The sequence below is a fragment of the Bacillus sp. BR3(2024) genome, from assembly GCF_039134555.1.
Classification (GTDB): domain Bacteria; phylum Bacillota; class Bacilli; order Bacillales; family Bacillaceae_G; genus Bacillus_A; species Bacillus_A cereus.
In genome coordinates this window covers 3,682,897-3,699,366 of record NZ_CP152433.1, presented here as the reverse complement: position 1 = coordinate 3,699,366, position 16,470 = coordinate 3,682,897, and the positions used below count along the sequence as shown (strand labels likewise).

The window sequence follows — 16,470 nt, the reverse complement described above, 5'->3', positions numbered from 1 at the left end:
TGGATTACTTACTTGCTAATGGATAAGAAGTAGTAATATGAAGTTTATTACTAGTTTTTATTCAAAAGGCTAGCATATTGAAGAGAGAAAAGAGCCTTGCTGCTAATAGTGAGGCTCTTTTTTACTTGTTTTATATAAGGGATTTGAGTAGTTTCTCTTAGAATGCCTATGATAGAATATATAAGGTGAAAGAGAGCGATTACAGATGCTAATTGGTACTCAAATAAAATGCAATAAAGAAAATAATGTGACGGGGTGTGAGAATCTTGAATGATGTTGTACAAGTTCCTGTTACGGATGTAAAGGGGATCGGAGGAGAAACATCTGAGTTACTACATGAGATGGGTATTTATACAGTTTCTCATCTATTAGAACATTTTCCGTACCGTTATGAAGATTATGCGATGAAAGATCTTGCTGAAGTAAAGCATGATGAACGTGTAACGGTTGAAGGGAAGGTTCATAGTGCTCCTTTGCTGCAATATTATGGTAAGAAGAAATCGCGTTTAACAGTTCGTGTTCTCGTCGGTCGTTATTTAATTACGGCGGTATGTTTTAATAGGCCTTACTATAAGCAAAAATTAAAGTTAGATGAAACGATAACGATTACTGGTAAATGGGATCAACATCGTCAAACAATTGCTGTATCAGAACTTCATTTTGGACCGGTTGTACGTCAACAAGAAGTGGAACCTGTTTATTCAGTAAAGGGGAAACTTACAGTAAAACAGATGCGTCGTTTTATTGCTCAAGCGTTAAAGGAATATGGAGATTCTATAGTCGAAGTGTTACCGGATGGTTTGTTAGGGCGATATAAATTATTACCAAGATATGAAGCGCTCAGGGCATTGCATTTTCCGGTAGGACAGGAAGATTTGAAGCAAGCGCGTCGCCGTTTTGTATATGAAGAATTTTTCTTATTTCAGCTGAAAATGCAAACGCTCCGGAAAATGGAGAGGGAAAATTCAAAAGGGACGAAGAAAGAGATTCCGTCAGCAGAATTACAAGAATTTATCGATGCACTGCCGTTTCCATTAACGGGTGCGCAGCGCCGAGTTGTAGATGAAATTTTGAAAGATATGACATCTCCTTATCGGATGAACCGACTATTGCAAGGTGACGTTGGTTCTGGGAAAACAGTTGTTGCTGCGATTGGTCTTTATGCATCGAAATTAGCTCATTATCAAGGTGCTTTAATGGTTCCTACAGAAATTTTAGCTGAGCAACATTATCAGTCGCTTGCTGAAACGTTTTCGCATTTTGGTATGAAGGTGGAACTGTTAACAAGTTCTGTTAAAGGGGCGAGACGTCGAGAAATTTTAGCGAAGTTAGAACAAGGAGAAATAGATATTCTTGTTGGAACGCATGCCTTAATTCAAGATGAAGTTATATTTCATAGGTTGGGTCTCGTTATTACAGATGAACAGCATCGATTTGGTGTAGCGCAGCGCCGAGTTTTACGGGAGAAAGGTGAAAGTCCAGATGTATTATTTATGACAGCGACACCAATTCCGCGTACGCTTGCAATTACTGCATTTGGAGAGATGGATGTTTCGATAATCGATGAGATGCCAGCAGGTAGAAAGGTGATTGAAACATACTGGGCAAAACATGATATGTTAGATCGCGTTCTCGGTTTCGTTGAAAAGGAGATAAAAAAAGGAAGACAGGCATACGTTATTTGTCCTCTAATTGAAGAATCTGAGAAACTTGATGTGCAAAATGCTATCGACTTACATAGTATGCTGACGCATCATTACCAAGGGAAATGCCAAGTTGGATTGATGCATGGGAGATTATCGTCTCAGGAAAAAGAAGAGATAATGGGACAGTTTAGTGAAAATAAAGTACAAATTCTTGTATCGACAACAGTTGTTGAAGTAGGTGTGAACGTACCGAATGCGACTGTAATGGTTATTTATGATGCAGAACGTTTCGGTTTATCGCAGCTTCATCAGCTTAGAGGGCGTGTCGGCCGTGGTAGTGAACAATCATATTGTTTATTAATAGCAGACCCTAAATCAGAAACAGGGAAAGAAAGAATGCGCATAATGACTGAAACAAATGATGGATTTGTATTGTCAGAAAAAGATTTAGAATTACGAGGTCCTGGAGATTTCTTTGGGAGTAAGCAAAGTGGCTTACCAGAATTTAAGGTTGCTGACATGGTACATGATTATCGAGCGTTAGAAACGGCAAGGCAAGATGCGGCGATACTAGTAGATTCAGAAGCGTTTTGGCACAATGATCAGTATGCTGCCTTGCGTACGTATCTTGATGGGACAGGTGTGTTCCAAGGAGAGAAGCTCGATTAAAGGGAGTCAACAAAAGTTTTTGTTGCATTCTACTTTTAATGATTATATACTACTGTTAGTACCTAGTCATAAAATGGATGGTGCGGTATGAAAAAAAGAAGAAGTAAAAAAGAAAGACAAGAGTTATTACAACAAACAATCGAATCAAATCCTTTTATTACGGATGAAGATTTAGCGGAAAAATTTCAAGTGAGTATACAAACGGTACGACTTGATCGTATGGAATTGTCTATTCCTGAATTAAGAGAGAGAATTAAACATGTAGCTACAAAGCAACATGAAGAAGATGTGAAATCTTTACCGTTAGAAGAGGTTGTTGGAGAAATTATTGATATTGAATTAGATAGACATGCAATCTCTATCTTTGAAGTAAAGATAGAACATGTATTTAAAAGAAATCAAATCGCTCGTGGGCATCATCTGTTTGCGCAAGCAAACTCACTAGCTGTTGCGGTTATTGATGAAGAATTAGCTTTAACTGCAAAGTCTACCATTCGATACATTCGCCCTGTAAAATTAGGAGAGCGTGTTGTTGCAAAAGCGCGCGTTGAAGATGTAGAGAATGATAAAGGACGGACGGTTGTCAAAGTGCGTAGCTTCGTTGGAGAAGAACTTGTTTTTACAGGCACTTTTGAAATGTATCGATCTAGTAATTATAGTGAGGAAGGTAACAACTTATGAAAATCGCAATAGATGCAATGGGCGGAGATCACGCTCCAAAGGCTGTAGTATTAGGGGCAATGAAAGCTATTAAGGAATATTCTGATTTACATATTACGTTAGTAGGGAAAGAAGAGGAAATTCGTCAATACTTAACGAGTGATGAACGAATTACTATTCTTCATACAGACGAAAAAATAGAATCAACGGAGGAACCAGTAAGAGCGGTTCGTCGAAAAAAACAAGCTTCAATGGTGCTTGCGGCACAACAAGTAAAGGATGGAGAAGCAGACGCTTGTATATCCGCAGGTAGTACAGGAGCTTTAATGGCAGCTGGATTATTTGTAGTCGGTCGTATGGAAGGAATTGAGAGACCAGCTTTATCGCCTACAATGCCAACTGTAGATGGAAAAGGTTTTGTTATGTTAGATGTTGGAGCAAATGTTGATGCAAAACCAATTCATTTATATCAATATGCAGTAATGGGATCTGTTTATGCTGAGAAGGTAAGAGGAATTGAAAATCCTCGCGTTGGACTATTAAACGTTGGAACAGAGGATGGAAAAGGAAACGAGCTTTCAAAGCAAGTATTTGCAATGCTTAAAGATGCGCCAATTAATTTCGTGGGGAACGTTGAATCAAGAGATTTATTGCAAGGTGTAGCAGATGTTGTTGTATGTGATGGTTTTACAGGGAATGTAGCGTTGAAATCATTAGAGGGAACAGCACTTGCGCTATTCTCTATGTTGAAAGAACAGTTAATGAGTTCATTTACGAGCAAATTAGCAGCGGCGGTATTAAAGCCAAAACTTATGGTATTAAAAGATAAAATGGATTATTCGGAGTATGGAGGAGCTGCATTATTTGGATTGAAAGCACCTGTCATTAAGGCTCACGGTTCTTCTAATGATCAGTCGATATTTAGTGCGATTCGTCAAACGAGAGAAATGGTAGCGAAAGAAGTAATTCCTACGATTTCAAGCGTAATGGAGAAAGAGTCACTCCAATAAGAGGAGGATTTGAAATGGGAAAAATAGCATTTCTTTTTCCGGGCCAAGGTTCACAGGCAGTTGGAATGGGTAAACAATTAGCAGAGAATAATAAAGAGGTTGCAAAAGTGTTTGCAAAAGCAGATGAGGTGTTGGAAGATTCACTTTCAGAAGTGATTTTTGAAGGACCGCAGGAAAAGCTTACATTAACAACAAATGCGCAGCCTGCATTATTAACAACGAGTTTTGCTATTTTGACAGCTTTGAAAGAGTATGACATTACACCTGACTTTGTCGCTGGTCATAGTTTAGGTGAATATAGTGCTCTTGTAGCAGCTGGTGCATTAACTTTTGAAGATGCTGTATATGCTGTAAGGAAACGTGGCGAATATATGGAAGAAGCTGTTCCGGGCGGGGAAGGCGCAATGGCAGCTATATTAGGTGCTGACCCACATATGCTGAAACAAGTTACAGAAGAAGTAACAAGTGAAGGATATGCAGTGCAAATCGCTAATATGAATAGTACGAAGCAAATTGTGATTTCTGGAACGAAGCAAGGCGTAGAGGTTGCTTCTCAAAGAGCGAAAGAAAATGGTGCAAAGAGAGCGATTCCACTAAAAGTAAGTGGGCCATTCCATTCTTCACTTATGAAGCCGGCAGCTGAGAAGTTCCAAAGTGTTTTAAATGAAATTACAATTCATGACACGAATATTCCTGTTATTGCAAATGTTACGGCGGAAGTTATTACACGTGGTGCAGACATTCAAGAAAAGTTAATCGAACAGCTTTATTCGCCTGTATTATGGTACCCGTCTATTGAATATATGGTGAACCAGGGAGTAGATACATTTATTGAAATTGGACCTGGAAAAGTACTTGCTGGACTTATGAAGTCAATTGATTCATCAGTAAAAGCATATGCGATATACGATGAAGAGACATTAAAAGATACCATTTCAAATTTGAGAGGAGAAAACTGATGTTAAAAGGGAAGGTAGCATTAGTAACTGGCGCTTCACGTGGAATTGGTCGCGCGATTGCGATTGATTTAGCGAAACAAGGGGCAAATGTAGTAGTAAATTATGCTGGTAATGAACAAAAAGCAAATGAAGTAGTAGATGAAATTAAAAAATTAGGTTCTGATGCAATTGCGGTAAGAGCAGATGTTGCAAATGCTGATGATGTTACAAATATGGTGAAACAAACAGTAGATACATTTGGACAAGTTGATATTCTTGTAAATAATGCTGGTGTAACTAAAGATAATTTATTAATGCGTATGAAAGAAGAAGAATGGGATACAGTTATTAATACAAACTTAAAAGGTGTATTCTTATGTACAAAAGCAGTATCTCGTTATATGATGCGTCAACGTCACGGTAGAATTATAAACATCGCTTCGGTTGTTGGTGTTATAGGAAACCCAGGACAAGCTAACTATGTTGCTGCTAAAGCGGGTGTTATTGGATTAACAAAAACATCTGCAAAAGAGTTAGCAAGTCGAAATATTACAGTGAATGCAATTGCGCCGGGCTTTATTGCGACTGATATGACGGATGTACTAGATGAGAATATTAAAGCCGAAATGTTAAAAGTTATTCCAGCTGCTCAATTTGGTGAAGCGAAAGATATCGCGAATGCTGTAACGTTTTTTGCTTCTGATCAAAGCAAATATGTTACAGGTCAAACGTTAAATGTTGATGGCGGTATGGTAATGTAATAAAAGAATCGATTTCACCTAGTTTTTTTGGTCAATATTTAATATAATATTTGAGGGGAGGTGAATGGAATGGCAGATGTTTTAGAGCGCGTAACAAAAATCATCGTTGATCGTTTAGGAGTAGAAGAGACTGAGGTAGTACCAGCTGCAAGCTTCAAGGAAGATTTAGGAGCAGACTCCCTAGATGTAGTAGAACTTGTAATGCAATTAGAAGATGAATTCGAAATGGAAATTTCTGATGAAGATGCTGAAAAGATTGCTACTGTTGGCGATGCTGTGACTTACATAGAGAGTCATCTATAATGCTTAAGTGAAGTCCCGTTTTTTAGCGGGGCTTTCTGGCTTATATCTGGAGGGACCTATGCCGTACCGAAAATATAGAGAAAAAAAATACGAAACAAAATATCGTGAAGCATTTAAAGTGTTTCAAGAAAAGATAGGTATTACGTTTACAGATGAAAAATTATTGATTCAAGCATTTACGCATTCATCGTATGTGAATGAGCATCGAAAAAAACCGCATGAAGATAATGAGCGTCTTGAATTTCTTGGAGATGCAGTATTGGAACTGACTGTATCGCAGTATCTGTTTCAAAAATATCCGACAATGAGCGAAGGAGAGTTAACAAAACTACGTGCAGCTATTGTATGTGAGCCATCTCTTGTTCGTTTTGCGAACGAATTGTCATTTGGTAGCCTTGTTTTATTAGGAAAAGGTGAAGAAATGACAGGTGGACGTGAACGACCAGCTTTATTAGCGGATGTCTTTGAAGCGTTTATTGGTGCCCTTTATCTTGATCAAGGGCTAGAAACAGTTTGGGAATTCTTAAAAGAAATTGTATATCCGAAAATTAATGAGGGTGCTTTTTCTCATGTGATGGATTATAAGAGTCAGTTGCAAGAATTGATTCAGCGTGATGGCAGTGGCAATGTTGAGTATCAAATTTTGCAAGAAAAAGGACCAGCTCACAATCGAGAATTTGTGTCACGTGTTACGTTAAATAACGTAGCTTTAGGTCTTGGTAGTGGTAAGTCGAAAAAAGAAGCAGAGCAACAAGCTGCTGCAGAAGCATTGAAAAAATTAAAAGAACAACTATAAGGAATCCCCCTTTGAATGAGGGGGATTCCTTGTGCATAGAATGAAACTTTCTTTTTGTTTATAATGAAAAAGAAGGTAAATCCGTATAATACTTGTTTTTGTATAGAGAACATTTATAACGACGGAGAATAGGAGGAAGGCCTTTCGTGTTTTTAAAAAGATTAGAAATAGCAGGGTTTAAGTCTTTTGCTGAGCGTGTATCTGTTGATTTTGTCCCAGGTGTAACTTCTGTAGTAGGACCTAATGGAAGCGGGAAAAGTAATATTACTGATGCAATTCGCTGGGTACTTGGTGAACAATCTGCAAAATCATTACGTGGTGCAAAGATGGAGGATATTATTTTTGCAGGCAGTGATACGAGGAGAGCGGTTAATGTTGCTGAAGTAACAATAACTTTAAATAATGAAGATCAACGTTTACCAATTGAATACAATGAGGTGTGTGTAACACGTCGTGTATCTCGTTCAGGTGATAGTGATTTTTATATTAATAAACAATCATGTAGATTGAAAGATATTATCGATTTATTTATGGACTCTGGTATGGGAAGAGAAGCTTTTTCAATTATTAGCCAGGGGAAAGTGGAAGAGATTTTAAGTAGTAAGTCAGAAGAGCGTCGAGGTGTATTTGAAGAAGCGGCAGGCGTACTAAAATACAAACTTCGCAAAAAGAAAGCTGAAGGGAAATTAGCAGAAACACAAGAAAACTTAAATCGTGTACAAGATATAATTCATGAATTAAGTAGTCAAGTAGAACCTTTAGAAAGACAAGCTTCTATTGCGAAAGATTATCTTGAGAATAAAGAAGAATTAGAGAAAGTAGAAGCTGCGCTTATTGTCCATGAAATTGAAGAATTGCACGAGAAATGGGAAGCGCTTCGAAATCAGTTTGGGCATAATAAAAACGAAGAAGCTAAAATGTCAACGAATTTACAAAAAAGTGAAGAAGAGCTTGAGGAATTACGAGGACAATTACAAGCGGTAGATGAGTCTGTAGACTCGTTGCAAGAAGTACTTCTTCTTTCTAGTAAAGAGCTAGAAAAACTTGAAGGGCAGCGCGAGTTGTTAAAAGAGAGAAAGCAAAATGCTACGACGCATTGTGCGCAACTTGAGCAGTTAATTGTTGAATTAACAGAGAAAGCTAAAAGTTACGATGGTGAGATTGAGTCAAGTACAGAAGCTTTAATGCAATTTGTGAATGAAGTAAAAGAGTTGGAGCAAAAATTGCATGATAATGAGCAACTGCTTGCTACTTTTGCTGACAATTTAGAGGAACAGATTGAGAATTTAAAAGGTGACTATATTGAGCTTTTAAATCAACAAGCTAGTCATCGTAATGAATTATCTATGATTGAAGAACAATCTAAACAGCAAACGTCTAAAAACGAGCGTCTAGATGAAGAGAATGCGAAATATGTAGAAATGCGTATGGAAATTACAGCGAAAAAGACGAAACTTGTAGAAAGTTACGAACAAGCGAAAGAAAAAGTAGCTGGCATTCTCTCAAACATACAGAAGACAGAGGCGGCGCTTGGGAAATGTAAGACGCAGTATAGTGAAAATGAAACAAAACTGTATCAAGCATATCAATTTGTGCAACAGGCACGTTCTCGAAAAGAAATGCTTGAAGAGATGCAAGAAGATTATTCTGGATTCTATCAAGGTGTACGTGAAGTATTGAAAGCTAGAGAAAATAGGTTGCAAGGTATCGAGGGTGCTGTTGCGGAACTGTTAACGGTACCGAAAGAATACGAAGTTGCAATGGAAATTGCTCTAGGTGCAGCGATGCAGCATATTGTTGTACAAACAGAGGAGCATGCTCGTAATGCGATAGCATTTTTAAAGCAAAATAAACATGGACGTGCAACGTTTTTACCGCAAGCTGTTATTAAAAGCAGGTCTTTATCATTTGAGCAATTACGCATTGCAAATCAACACCCATCGTTTGTAGGTGTGGCGGCAGAACTTGTGCAGTACAACAATAAATATGAAAATGTAGTTTCAAATTTATTAGGTACGGTTATTGTTGCGAAAGATTTACGCGGAGCAAATGAGTTGGCGAAACAACTGCAATACCGTTATCGCATTGTAACAATCGAAGGTGATGTAGTGAATCCTGGCGGTTCTATGACTGGTGGGGCGGTAAAGCAAGCGAAATCTTCTTTATTAGGACGCCAACGTGAACTGGAAGAGTGGACTCGCAAGTTAACTGATATGGAAGAAAAAACAATGAAGTTAGAAAACTTTGTTAAAGCAGTAAAACAAGAGATTCAAGAAAAAGAAGTGAAAATACGCGAACTAAGGCAAACTGTAGAAGTAGATCGTGTAGATGAGCAGAAATTAAGAGAAGAGATTAATCGTCTAGAATTAGAAGAACATCGTATTAATGATCGATTGTCTATTTATGATTTAGAGATTGAAGGGTTTTTACAAGATCGAGTAAAAATGCAAGGACGTAAAGAGGAGTTAGAAGGGATTTTAACGAATCTTCAAGCTGATATCACTAAGTTAGATAGTAAAATTGTAGCTTTAACAAAACAAAAAAGTGAGCAACATTCTTCGAAAGAAAAAGTTCAAAAAGAAATGACGGAGTTAAAAGTGCTGGTAGCTGAAAAGCAACAACGCTTATTTAATCAAAAAGAAAAAGTTGAACGATTGACGAAGGAAAAAGAAGAAACGGATGCGACACTTGTAAAAACGAAAGAGGATTTAGCGTTCTTAAAACAAGAAATGACATCTAATTCAAGTGGTGAAGAGCAAATTACGAATATGATTGAGAAGAAAGCATATGATCGTAATCAAACTTCAGAATTAATTCGCTCTCGTCGTGAACAACGTGTATCGTTGCAAGAGAGGGTAGAACATTTAGAGCGCAATTTGAAAGAAACGACAGGTAAACATAAATATATTCTTGAAATGTTGAAAGATCAAGAAGTGAGAATAAATCGACTTGATGTAGAGTTGGAAAATAGATTACAACATTTACGTGAAACATATACGATTTCATTTGAAGCGGCAAAACTAAAATATACAATGACAATGCCTGCAGAAGATGCGCGTAAGAAAGTAAAATTAATCAAATTATCTATAGAAGAGTTAGGTACAGTGAACCTAGGGGCAATTGATGAATATGAACGTGTAGCGGAGCGTCATACATTCTTACTAGAGCAGAGAGACGACCTAGAAGAAGCGAAAGCGACATTGCACCAGCTTATTACCGAAATGGATGAAGAAATGAAAAAACGCTTTTCTACTACGTTTGAAGGCATTAGAATGGAGTTTCAATCGGTATTCTCTGAATTATTTGGAGGCGGTAGAGCGGATTTAGTAATGACTAATCCAGAGGATTTACTAAATACGGGTATTGATATTGTAGCACAACCGCCAGGGAAGAAACTGCAGAACTTAGGTTTACTTTCAGGTGGAGAGCGTGCTTTAACAGCAATTGCGCTTTTATTTGGTATTTTAAAAGTACGCCCAGTACCATTCTGTGTACTAGATGAGGTAGAGGCAGCCCTTGATGAGGCGAATGTAGCTCGTTTTGCACAGTATTTAAAGAAATTCAGTAATGAGACGCAGTTTATTGTAATTACACATAGAAAAGGTACAATGGAAGAGTCTGATGTGTTGTACGGTGTAACAATGCAAGAATCAGGGGTATCTAAACTTGTTTCGGTTCGTTTAGACGCCGGAGAAGAACTTATTGCAAGTGAATAGGAAGGATGGGAAAGTATGAGTTTTTTTAAAAAACTAAAAGAAAAAATTTCAAAACAAACGGATACAGTTACAGAGAAATTTAAACAAGGATTAGAAAAAACGAGAAATTCATTTGCGGATAAAGTGAATGATTTAGTTTATCGTTACCGTAAAGTGGACGAAGATTTTTTTGAAGAGTTAGAAGAGATCTTAATCGGTGCAGACGTTGGCGTTGCGACGGTAATGGAATTAATTGACCAATTGAAAGAAGAAGTACAACGTCGTAACATTCAAGATCCAAAAGAAGTACAAGCTGTTATTTCAGAAAAACTAGTAGGAATTTACAAAGGCGACAGCGATTTTAGTAACGAAATTAATATGCAAGAGGACCAATTAACGGTTGTTTTATTTGTTGGTGTTAATGGTGTAGGAAAAACGACGACAATTGGTAAACTGGCGCATAAGTTTAAATCAGAAGGTAAGTCAGTCCTATTAGCGGCAGGAGACACATTCCGTGCTGGAGCGATTGAACAATTAGAAGTATGGGGCGATCGCGTTGGTGTAGAAGTGATTAAACAAGGATCTGGATCTGATCCAGCGGCGGTTATGTATGACGCTGTACAAGCTGCGAAAGCACGTAAGGTAGATGTATTACTATGTGACACAGCAGGACGCTTGCAAAATAAAGTAAATTTAATGAAAGAATTAGAGAAGGTGAAGCGTGTAATTGAGCGTGAAGTACCAGGTGCTCCTCATGAAGTATTACTTGTTATTGATGCAACAACAGGACAAAACGGTTTAAGCCAAGCGAAAACATTCCGTGAAGCAACGAATGTAACTGGTATTGTTTTAACGAAGTTAGATGGAACTGCTAAAGGTGGTATTGTATTAGCGATTCGTAACGAAATGGATGTACCAGTGAAGTTTGTTGGATTAGGAGAGCAAATGGATGACTTGCAACAGTTTGATCCAGAACAATATGTGTATGGTTTATTTGCGAACTTAGTAGAAACAGAAGAAGTATAAGTGAAAGGAGCGGTATTTCCGCTTTTTTTTCTATAAAAAATATATGATGTTAAGAAAAAAACTTGACACTCTTTTGGACTACATGTAAACTAATTCATGTAAAGGGAAATCACTTAACAAAGGATGATCCAACATGCTCGAAAAAACAACGAGAATGAACTATTTATTTGATTTTTATCAATCGTTGTTAACGCAAAAACAAAGAAGTTATATGTCGCTTTATTATCTAGATGATTTATCTCTTGGTGAAATTGCGGAAGAATTTGATGTAAGTCGCCAAGCCGTGTATGATAACATTAAACGGACTGAAGCGATGCTTGAAGAATATGAAGAAAAATTAGTATTACTTCAAAAGTTTCAAGAGCGACAGCGACTTGTTGCAAAGCTAAAACAGCTAATCAGCGAAGAAGAGCATGTGAATGAAGAAATGAAACAAGTTGTTGAAGCTATCGAAAAATTAGATTAGGAGGGCGGCAATATGGCATTTGAAGGATTAGCCGACCGACTTCAACAGACAATGCAAAAAATCCGCGGCAAAGGAAAAGTTTCTGAAGCCGATGTGAAAGAAATGATGAGAGAAGTTCGTCTAGCTCTTTTAGAAGCAGATGTTAACTTTAAAGTAGTAAAAGATTTTGTGAAGCGTGTGTCTGAACGTGCTGTCGGACAAGATGTAATGAAAAGTTTGACACCTGGACAACAAGTAATTAAAGTTGTACAGGAAGAACTTACAGAACTTATGGGCGGAGAGCAAAGCAAAATTGCTGTTGCTAATAAGCCACCGACTGTTATTATGATGGTTGGTCTGCAAGGTGCGGGTAAAACAACGACGACAGGTAAGCTTGCGAATTTGCTTCGTAAAAAGCATAACCGTAAACCGATGCTTGTTGCAGCGGATATTTACCGTCCAGCAGCTATTAAACAGCTTGAAACATTAGGGAAGCAATTGGACATGCCTGTATTCTCTTTAGGAGATCAAGTAAGTCCTGTTGAAATTGCGAAACAAGCGATTGCAAAAGCAAAAGAAGATCATCACGATTATGTTTTAATCGATACAGCGGGTCGCCTGCATATTGATGAAGAACTAATGGATGAATTAGCGAAAGTTAAAGAAGTTGCGAAACCGGATGAAATTTTCCTTGTTGTCGATGCGATGACGGGACAAGACGCGGTAAATGTTGCGCAAAGTTTCCATGAACAGTTAGGTTTAACAGGTGTTGTATTAACGAAATTAGATGGTGATACGCGCGGTGGTGCTGCATTATCTATTAAGGCTGTAACAAACACGCCGATTAAATTTGCTGGTATGGGTGAAAAACTAGATGCAATTGAAGCGTTCCATCCAGAGCGTATGGCATCCCGTATTTTAGGGATGGGCGATGTCTTAACATTGATTGAAAAAGCGCAAGCTACAGTTGATGAAGAGAAAGCGAAAGAACTTGAGCAAAAAATGCGTACGCTTTCGTTTACGCTTGACGATTTCCTAGAACAACTTGGACAAGTGCGTCAACTTGGGCCGCTTGATGAATTGTTAGGAATGCTTCCTGGTGCAAATAAAATTAAAGGGCTGAAAAATGCACAAGTTGATGAAAAACAAATTGGGCATATTGAGGCAATTATTCGTTCTATGACTAAATTAGAACGAGAACAACCGGAAATAATCAATGCTAGTCGCAAAAAGCGCATTGCCAAAGGTAGCGGTACAACTGTACAAGAAATCAATCGTCTAATTAAACAATTCGATGACATGAAAAAAATGATGAAGACGATGACGGGAATGCAAAAAGGTAAGAAAAAAGGACTAGGTGGATTGAAGTTTCCATTCATGTAAGGAAAAAAAGATGGCTCTGTTAAGAAAAAATACTTTACAAAGCAATAGTCTTTTTGCTAATATAATTATCTGTGTGAAATAAATTCGGAGGTGCTTTATAAATGGCAGTTAAAATTCGTTTAAAACGTATGGGAGCTAAAAAAACTCCTTTCTATCGTGTAGTTGTTGCAGATTCTCGTTCTCCTCGTGACGGACGTTTCATTGAGGAAATCGGAACTTACAATCCAGTTGCTCAACCAGCTGAAGTTAAGATCAACGAAGAAGCAGCATTAAAATGGTTAGGAAATGGTGCTAAACCATCTGATACAGTTCGTAACTTATTCTCTAACCAAGGTATCATGGAGAAATTCCACTTATCTAAACAAGGTAAGTAATTGAGGCAATGACTATGAAGAAGTTAGTCGAGACGATTGTCAAGCCTCTTGTCGATTATCCTGAAGATGTAAAAGTTACACAGGAACTTTGCAACGGAGAGATAAAGTATCGATTAACTGTACATCCTGAGGATGTTGGAAAAGTCATTGGAAAGCAAGGGAGAGTTGCGAAAGCGATTCGAATGCTCTTGTATTCAGTGGGACATCATAATGATGAAAAAGTAACACTGGAAATTCAATAAACGTAAAAAAGGGCGAGGAGTTATTCCTCTCCCTTTTTTAACATTTAAATAGAGAGTGCATGTTCCATCTGTGAAATGGAGATGCTTAATTTATATAGAAACCAGGGGTGACATACTATTTATGACAAAATGGTTTAACGTAGGGAAAATTGTAAATACTCATGGCGTAAGAGGAGAAATCCGTGTTATTTCTCGTACTGATTTTCCAGAAGAGCGATATAAAGTAGGAAACACGTTATACATATCGAATGAGAAAGGCACAGACTACCTTCCGGTGAAGGTAACTTCTCATCGCCAACATAAGACATTCGATTTATTAACATTTGAAGGATATAACAATGTAGATGAAGTAGAGAAGTTTAAAGGTTCTTTAATAAAAGTACCAGAAGAGCAGTTAGGTGAACTTGCTGAAGGTGAATACTACTATCATGAAATTATTGGTTGCAGTGTTGTAACGGAAGAAGGAGAAGCGCTAGGGACAATCAAAGAGATTCTATCTCCTGGTGCAAATGATGTTTGGGTAATTAAACGCCCGAAGGGTCAAGATCTCTTAATTCCTTATATCGATGACGTTGTACTTCAAGTTAATATTGAAAATAAATTAGTAACCATTCATGTAATGGAAGGGCTGCTATAATGAAAATTGATATTTTAACGTTGTTCCCAGACATGTTTACCGGTGTATTTGGATCTTCTATATTAAAGAAGGCACAAGAAAAAGAAGCGGTAAACCTTCGTGTTGTTAACTTTCGTGATTATACAACAAGTAAGCATAATAGTGTAGACGATTATCCTTACGGCGGAGGAGCTGGTATGGTGCTTACTCCTCAGCCTATTTTTGATGCTGTAGAAGATTTGACGAAAGAGACAGAGCGTAAGCCTAGAGTTGTCTTAATGTGTCCGCAGGGCGAAAGATTTACGCAGAAGAAAGCGGAAGAGCTTGCAGGGGAAGAACATTTGATCTTCGTATGTGGGCATTATGAAGGGTATGACGAACGAATTCGTGAGCATCTCGTAACGGATGAGATTTCTATTGGTGACTATGTATTAACGGGCGGAGAATTAGCCTCTATGGTTATTACTGATAGTGTTGTACGTCTCTTGCCAGGTGTGCTAGGAAATCATGCTTCACAAGTAGAGGATTCGTTTAGTACAGGTTTATTAGAGCATCCTCATTATACACGTCCGGCTGATTTTCGTGGTATGAAGGTACCGGATGTATTAATGTCAGGGAATCATAAAAACATTGATGAATGGCGACATAAGGAATCTTTGCGTCGAACGTATACGCGTAGACCGGATTTGTTAGATGAGAGAGAGTTATCTAAACAAGAGAAAAAATGGCTTGAGGAAATAAAGCGAGAGCAGTAATAACTTCATATATTTGCTATTGCAACAGGCCTAGTAATATGCTATTATAACATTTGTGCTACTGAAATCAGTAGCCGTATTAACGATGTTCCGCTGTAATTTATTAAGACTTTATAAGAGCATCTGTTTAAAGGAGAGAATTTAATATGCAACAATTAATCGCAGAAATTACAAAAGGCCAATTAAAAACTGACCTTCCTTCATTCCGTCCTGGTGACACTTTACGTGTACACGTAAAAGTTGTTGAGGGAACTCGTGAAAGAATTCAGCTTTTCGAAGGTGTTGTAATTAAACGTCGTGGTGGCGGAATCAGTGAAACATTCACAGTTCGTAAGATTTCTTACGGTGTAGGTGTTGAGCGTACATTCCCAGTTCACACGCCAAGAATCGCGAAAATCGAAGTACTTCGCCGTGGTAAAGTACGTCGTGCTAAGTTATACTACTTACGTAACCTTCGCGGTAAAAAAGCACGTATTAAAGAAATTCGATAAGACATGTATGGGAGCTTGTAAATGCACAAGCTCCCTTTTTCCAATCTATATGAAATTTTGGTATAATACGAGCAGTTTACATAACCGTGGAGGGGAAATGCATGAAAAAAGAGAAGAGTTCACTTTGGGAATGGATTAAGGCAATTTTGATTGCTGTTGTATTAGCTGGTGTTATTAGACAGTTTTTCTTTGCGCCAATTCTCGTAGACGGGGTATCGATGGCACCTACTTTACATGATCGTGATCGAATGATTGTGAATAAAATTGGTTATCACATTGGAGATCCAAAACGCTTTGATATTATCGTATTTCGAGCAACAGAAGATAAAGATTACATTAAGCGCATTATAGGCCTGCCAGGCGATGAAATAGAGTATCGTAATGATAAACTGTATGTTAACGGAAAGGCTTATGAGGAGCCGTATTTAGACAAGCAGAAAAAGCAAATTGCTGACGGACCGCTTACATATGATTTTAATCTTGAAGAAATGACAGGCAAGAAAACCGTTCCAAAAGATCAATTATTTGTTTTAGGTGATAATCGTCGTTTTAGTAAAGATAGCCGTTCAATCGGTACGATTTCAATGGATCAAGTAATTGGTAAAGCTAATATGTTATATTGGCCGTTAGAAGACGCACGTATTGTGAAATAAATGAAAA

The 16,470-nt window shown here is 37.8% G+C and carries 17 protein-coding genes; all 17 read left to right on the top strand.

Features of this window, described 5'->3' with window-relative positions:
- The first annotated feature begins 266 nt into the window (after nt 1-266).
- Nucleotides 267-2,315, top strand: a complete 2,049-nt coding sequence (gene recG, locus V7S45_RS18845) for an ATP-dependent DNA helicase RecG (protein WP_001000816.1) — start codon at nt 267-269, stop codon at nt 2,313-2,315.
- A gap of 87 nt (nt 2,316-2,402) precedes the next feature.
- Nucleotides 2,403-2,996: a transcription factor FapR gene (fapR, locus tag V7S45_RS18840; protein ID WP_000747348.1), complete on the top strand. Its 594-nt coding sequence runs from the start codon at nt 2,403-2,405 to the stop codon at nt 2,994-2,996.
- Nucleotides 2,993-3,985: a phosphate acyltransferase PlsX gene (gene plsX / locus V7S45_RS18835; RefSeq protein WP_000684100.1), complete on the top strand. Its 993-nt coding sequence runs from the start codon at nt 2,993-2,995 to the stop codon at nt 3,983-3,985. Before fapR ends, plsX begins: the two co-directional genes overlap by 4 nt.
- A gap of 14 nt (nt 3,986-3,999) precedes the next feature.
- A complete protein-coding gene (fabD, locus tag V7S45_RS18830; protein WP_000515899.1) occupies nt 4,000-4,944 on the top strand; it encodes an ACP S-malonyltransferase in 945 nt (314 codons plus the stop codon).
- Nucleotides 4,944-5,684, top strand: coding sequence for a 3-oxoacyl-[acyl-carrier-protein] reductase (gene fabG, locus V7S45_RS18825; protein WP_000911773.1), 741 nt, complete (start codon nt 4,944-4,946; stop codon nt 5,682-5,684). The genes fabD and fabG overlap by 1 nt, the downstream gene beginning before the upstream one ends.
- A gap of 69 nt (nt 5,685-5,753) precedes the next feature.
- Complete coding sequence (acpP, locus tag V7S45_RS18820; RefSeq protein WP_000786062.1) at nt 5,754-5,987, top strand: acyl carrier protein; 234 nt, start codon at nt 5,754-5,756, stop codon at nt 5,985-5,987.
- 58 nt (nt 5,988-6,045) lie between these two features.
- Complete coding sequence (gene rncS / locus V7S45_RS18815) at nt 6,046-6,783, top strand: ribonuclease III (RefSeq protein WP_001146875.1); 738 nt, start codon at nt 6,046-6,048, stop codon at nt 6,781-6,783.
- A gap of 146 nt (nt 6,784-6,929) precedes the next feature.
- Nucleotides 6,930-10,499, top strand: a complete 3,570-nt coding sequence (gene smc / locus V7S45_RS18810) for a chromosome segregation protein SMC (RefSeq protein WP_000478973.1) — start codon at nt 6,930-6,932, stop codon at nt 10,497-10,499.
- Between the two features lie 15 nt (nt 10,500-10,514).
- Nucleotides 10,515-11,504: a signal recognition particle-docking protein FtsY gene (gene ftsY / locus V7S45_RS18805; RefSeq protein WP_000007655.1), complete on the top strand. Its 990-nt coding sequence runs from the start codon at nt 10,515-10,517 to the stop codon at nt 11,502-11,504.
- A 133-nt stretch (nt 11,505-11,637) separates the two neighbouring features.
- Nucleotides 11,638-11,970: a putative DNA-binding protein gene (locus tag V7S45_RS18800; protein ID WP_000891062.1), complete on the top strand. Its 333-nt coding sequence runs from the start codon at nt 11,638-11,640 to the stop codon at nt 11,968-11,970.
- A 12-nt stretch (nt 11,971-11,982) separates the two neighbouring features.
- Nucleotides 11,983-13,332, top strand: a complete 1,350-nt coding sequence (ffh, locus tag V7S45_RS18795; RefSeq protein WP_000863460.1) for a signal recognition particle protein — start codon at nt 11,983-11,985, stop codon at nt 13,330-13,332.
- A 101-nt stretch (nt 13,333-13,433) separates the two neighbouring features.
- A complete protein-coding gene (rpsP, locus tag V7S45_RS18790) occupies nt 13,434-13,706 on the top strand; it encodes a 30S ribosomal protein S16 (RefSeq protein ID WP_000268750.1) in 273 nt (90 codons plus the stop codon).
- Between the two features lie 14 nt (nt 13,707-13,720).
- On the top strand, nt 13,721-13,948 hold the full coding sequence (locus V7S45_RS18785; RefSeq protein ID WP_000737401.1) for a KH domain-containing protein: 228 nt from the start codon (nt 13,721-13,723) through the stop codon (nt 13,946-13,948).
- A gap of 121 nt (nt 13,949-14,069) precedes the next feature.
- The gene (gene rimM, locus V7S45_RS18780; RefSeq protein WP_000170278.1) at nt 14,070-14,585 is read left to right on the top strand and encodes a ribosome maturation factor RimM; all 516 of its coding nucleotides are present in this window, start codon (nt 14,070-14,072) and stop codon (nt 14,583-14,585) included.
- Nucleotides 14,585-15,319 (top strand): tRNA (guanosine(37)-N1)-methyltransferase TrmD, encoded by a 735-nt coding sequence (gene trmD, locus V7S45_RS18775; protein WP_000686903.1) that lies wholly within the window; start codon nt 14,585-14,587, stop codon nt 15,317-15,319. The genes rimM and trmD overlap by 1 nt, the downstream gene beginning before the upstream one ends.
- A gap of 146 nt (nt 15,320-15,465) precedes the next feature.
- Nucleotides 15,466-15,810 (top strand): 50S ribosomal protein L19, encoded by a 345-nt coding sequence (gene rplS / locus V7S45_RS18770; RefSeq protein WP_001186516.1) that lies wholly within the window; start codon nt 15,466-15,468, stop codon nt 15,808-15,810.
- A 101-nt stretch (nt 15,811-15,911) separates the two neighbouring features.
- Nucleotides 15,912-16,463 carry a signal peptidase I gene (gene lepB, locus V7S45_RS18765; RefSeq protein WP_000711853.1) on the top strand — a complete coding sequence of 184 codons (552 nt, stop codon included), beginning with the start codon at nt 15,912-15,914 and terminating at the stop codon, nt 16,461-16,463.
- The last annotated feature ends 7 nt before the right edge of the window (nt 16,464-16,470 follow it).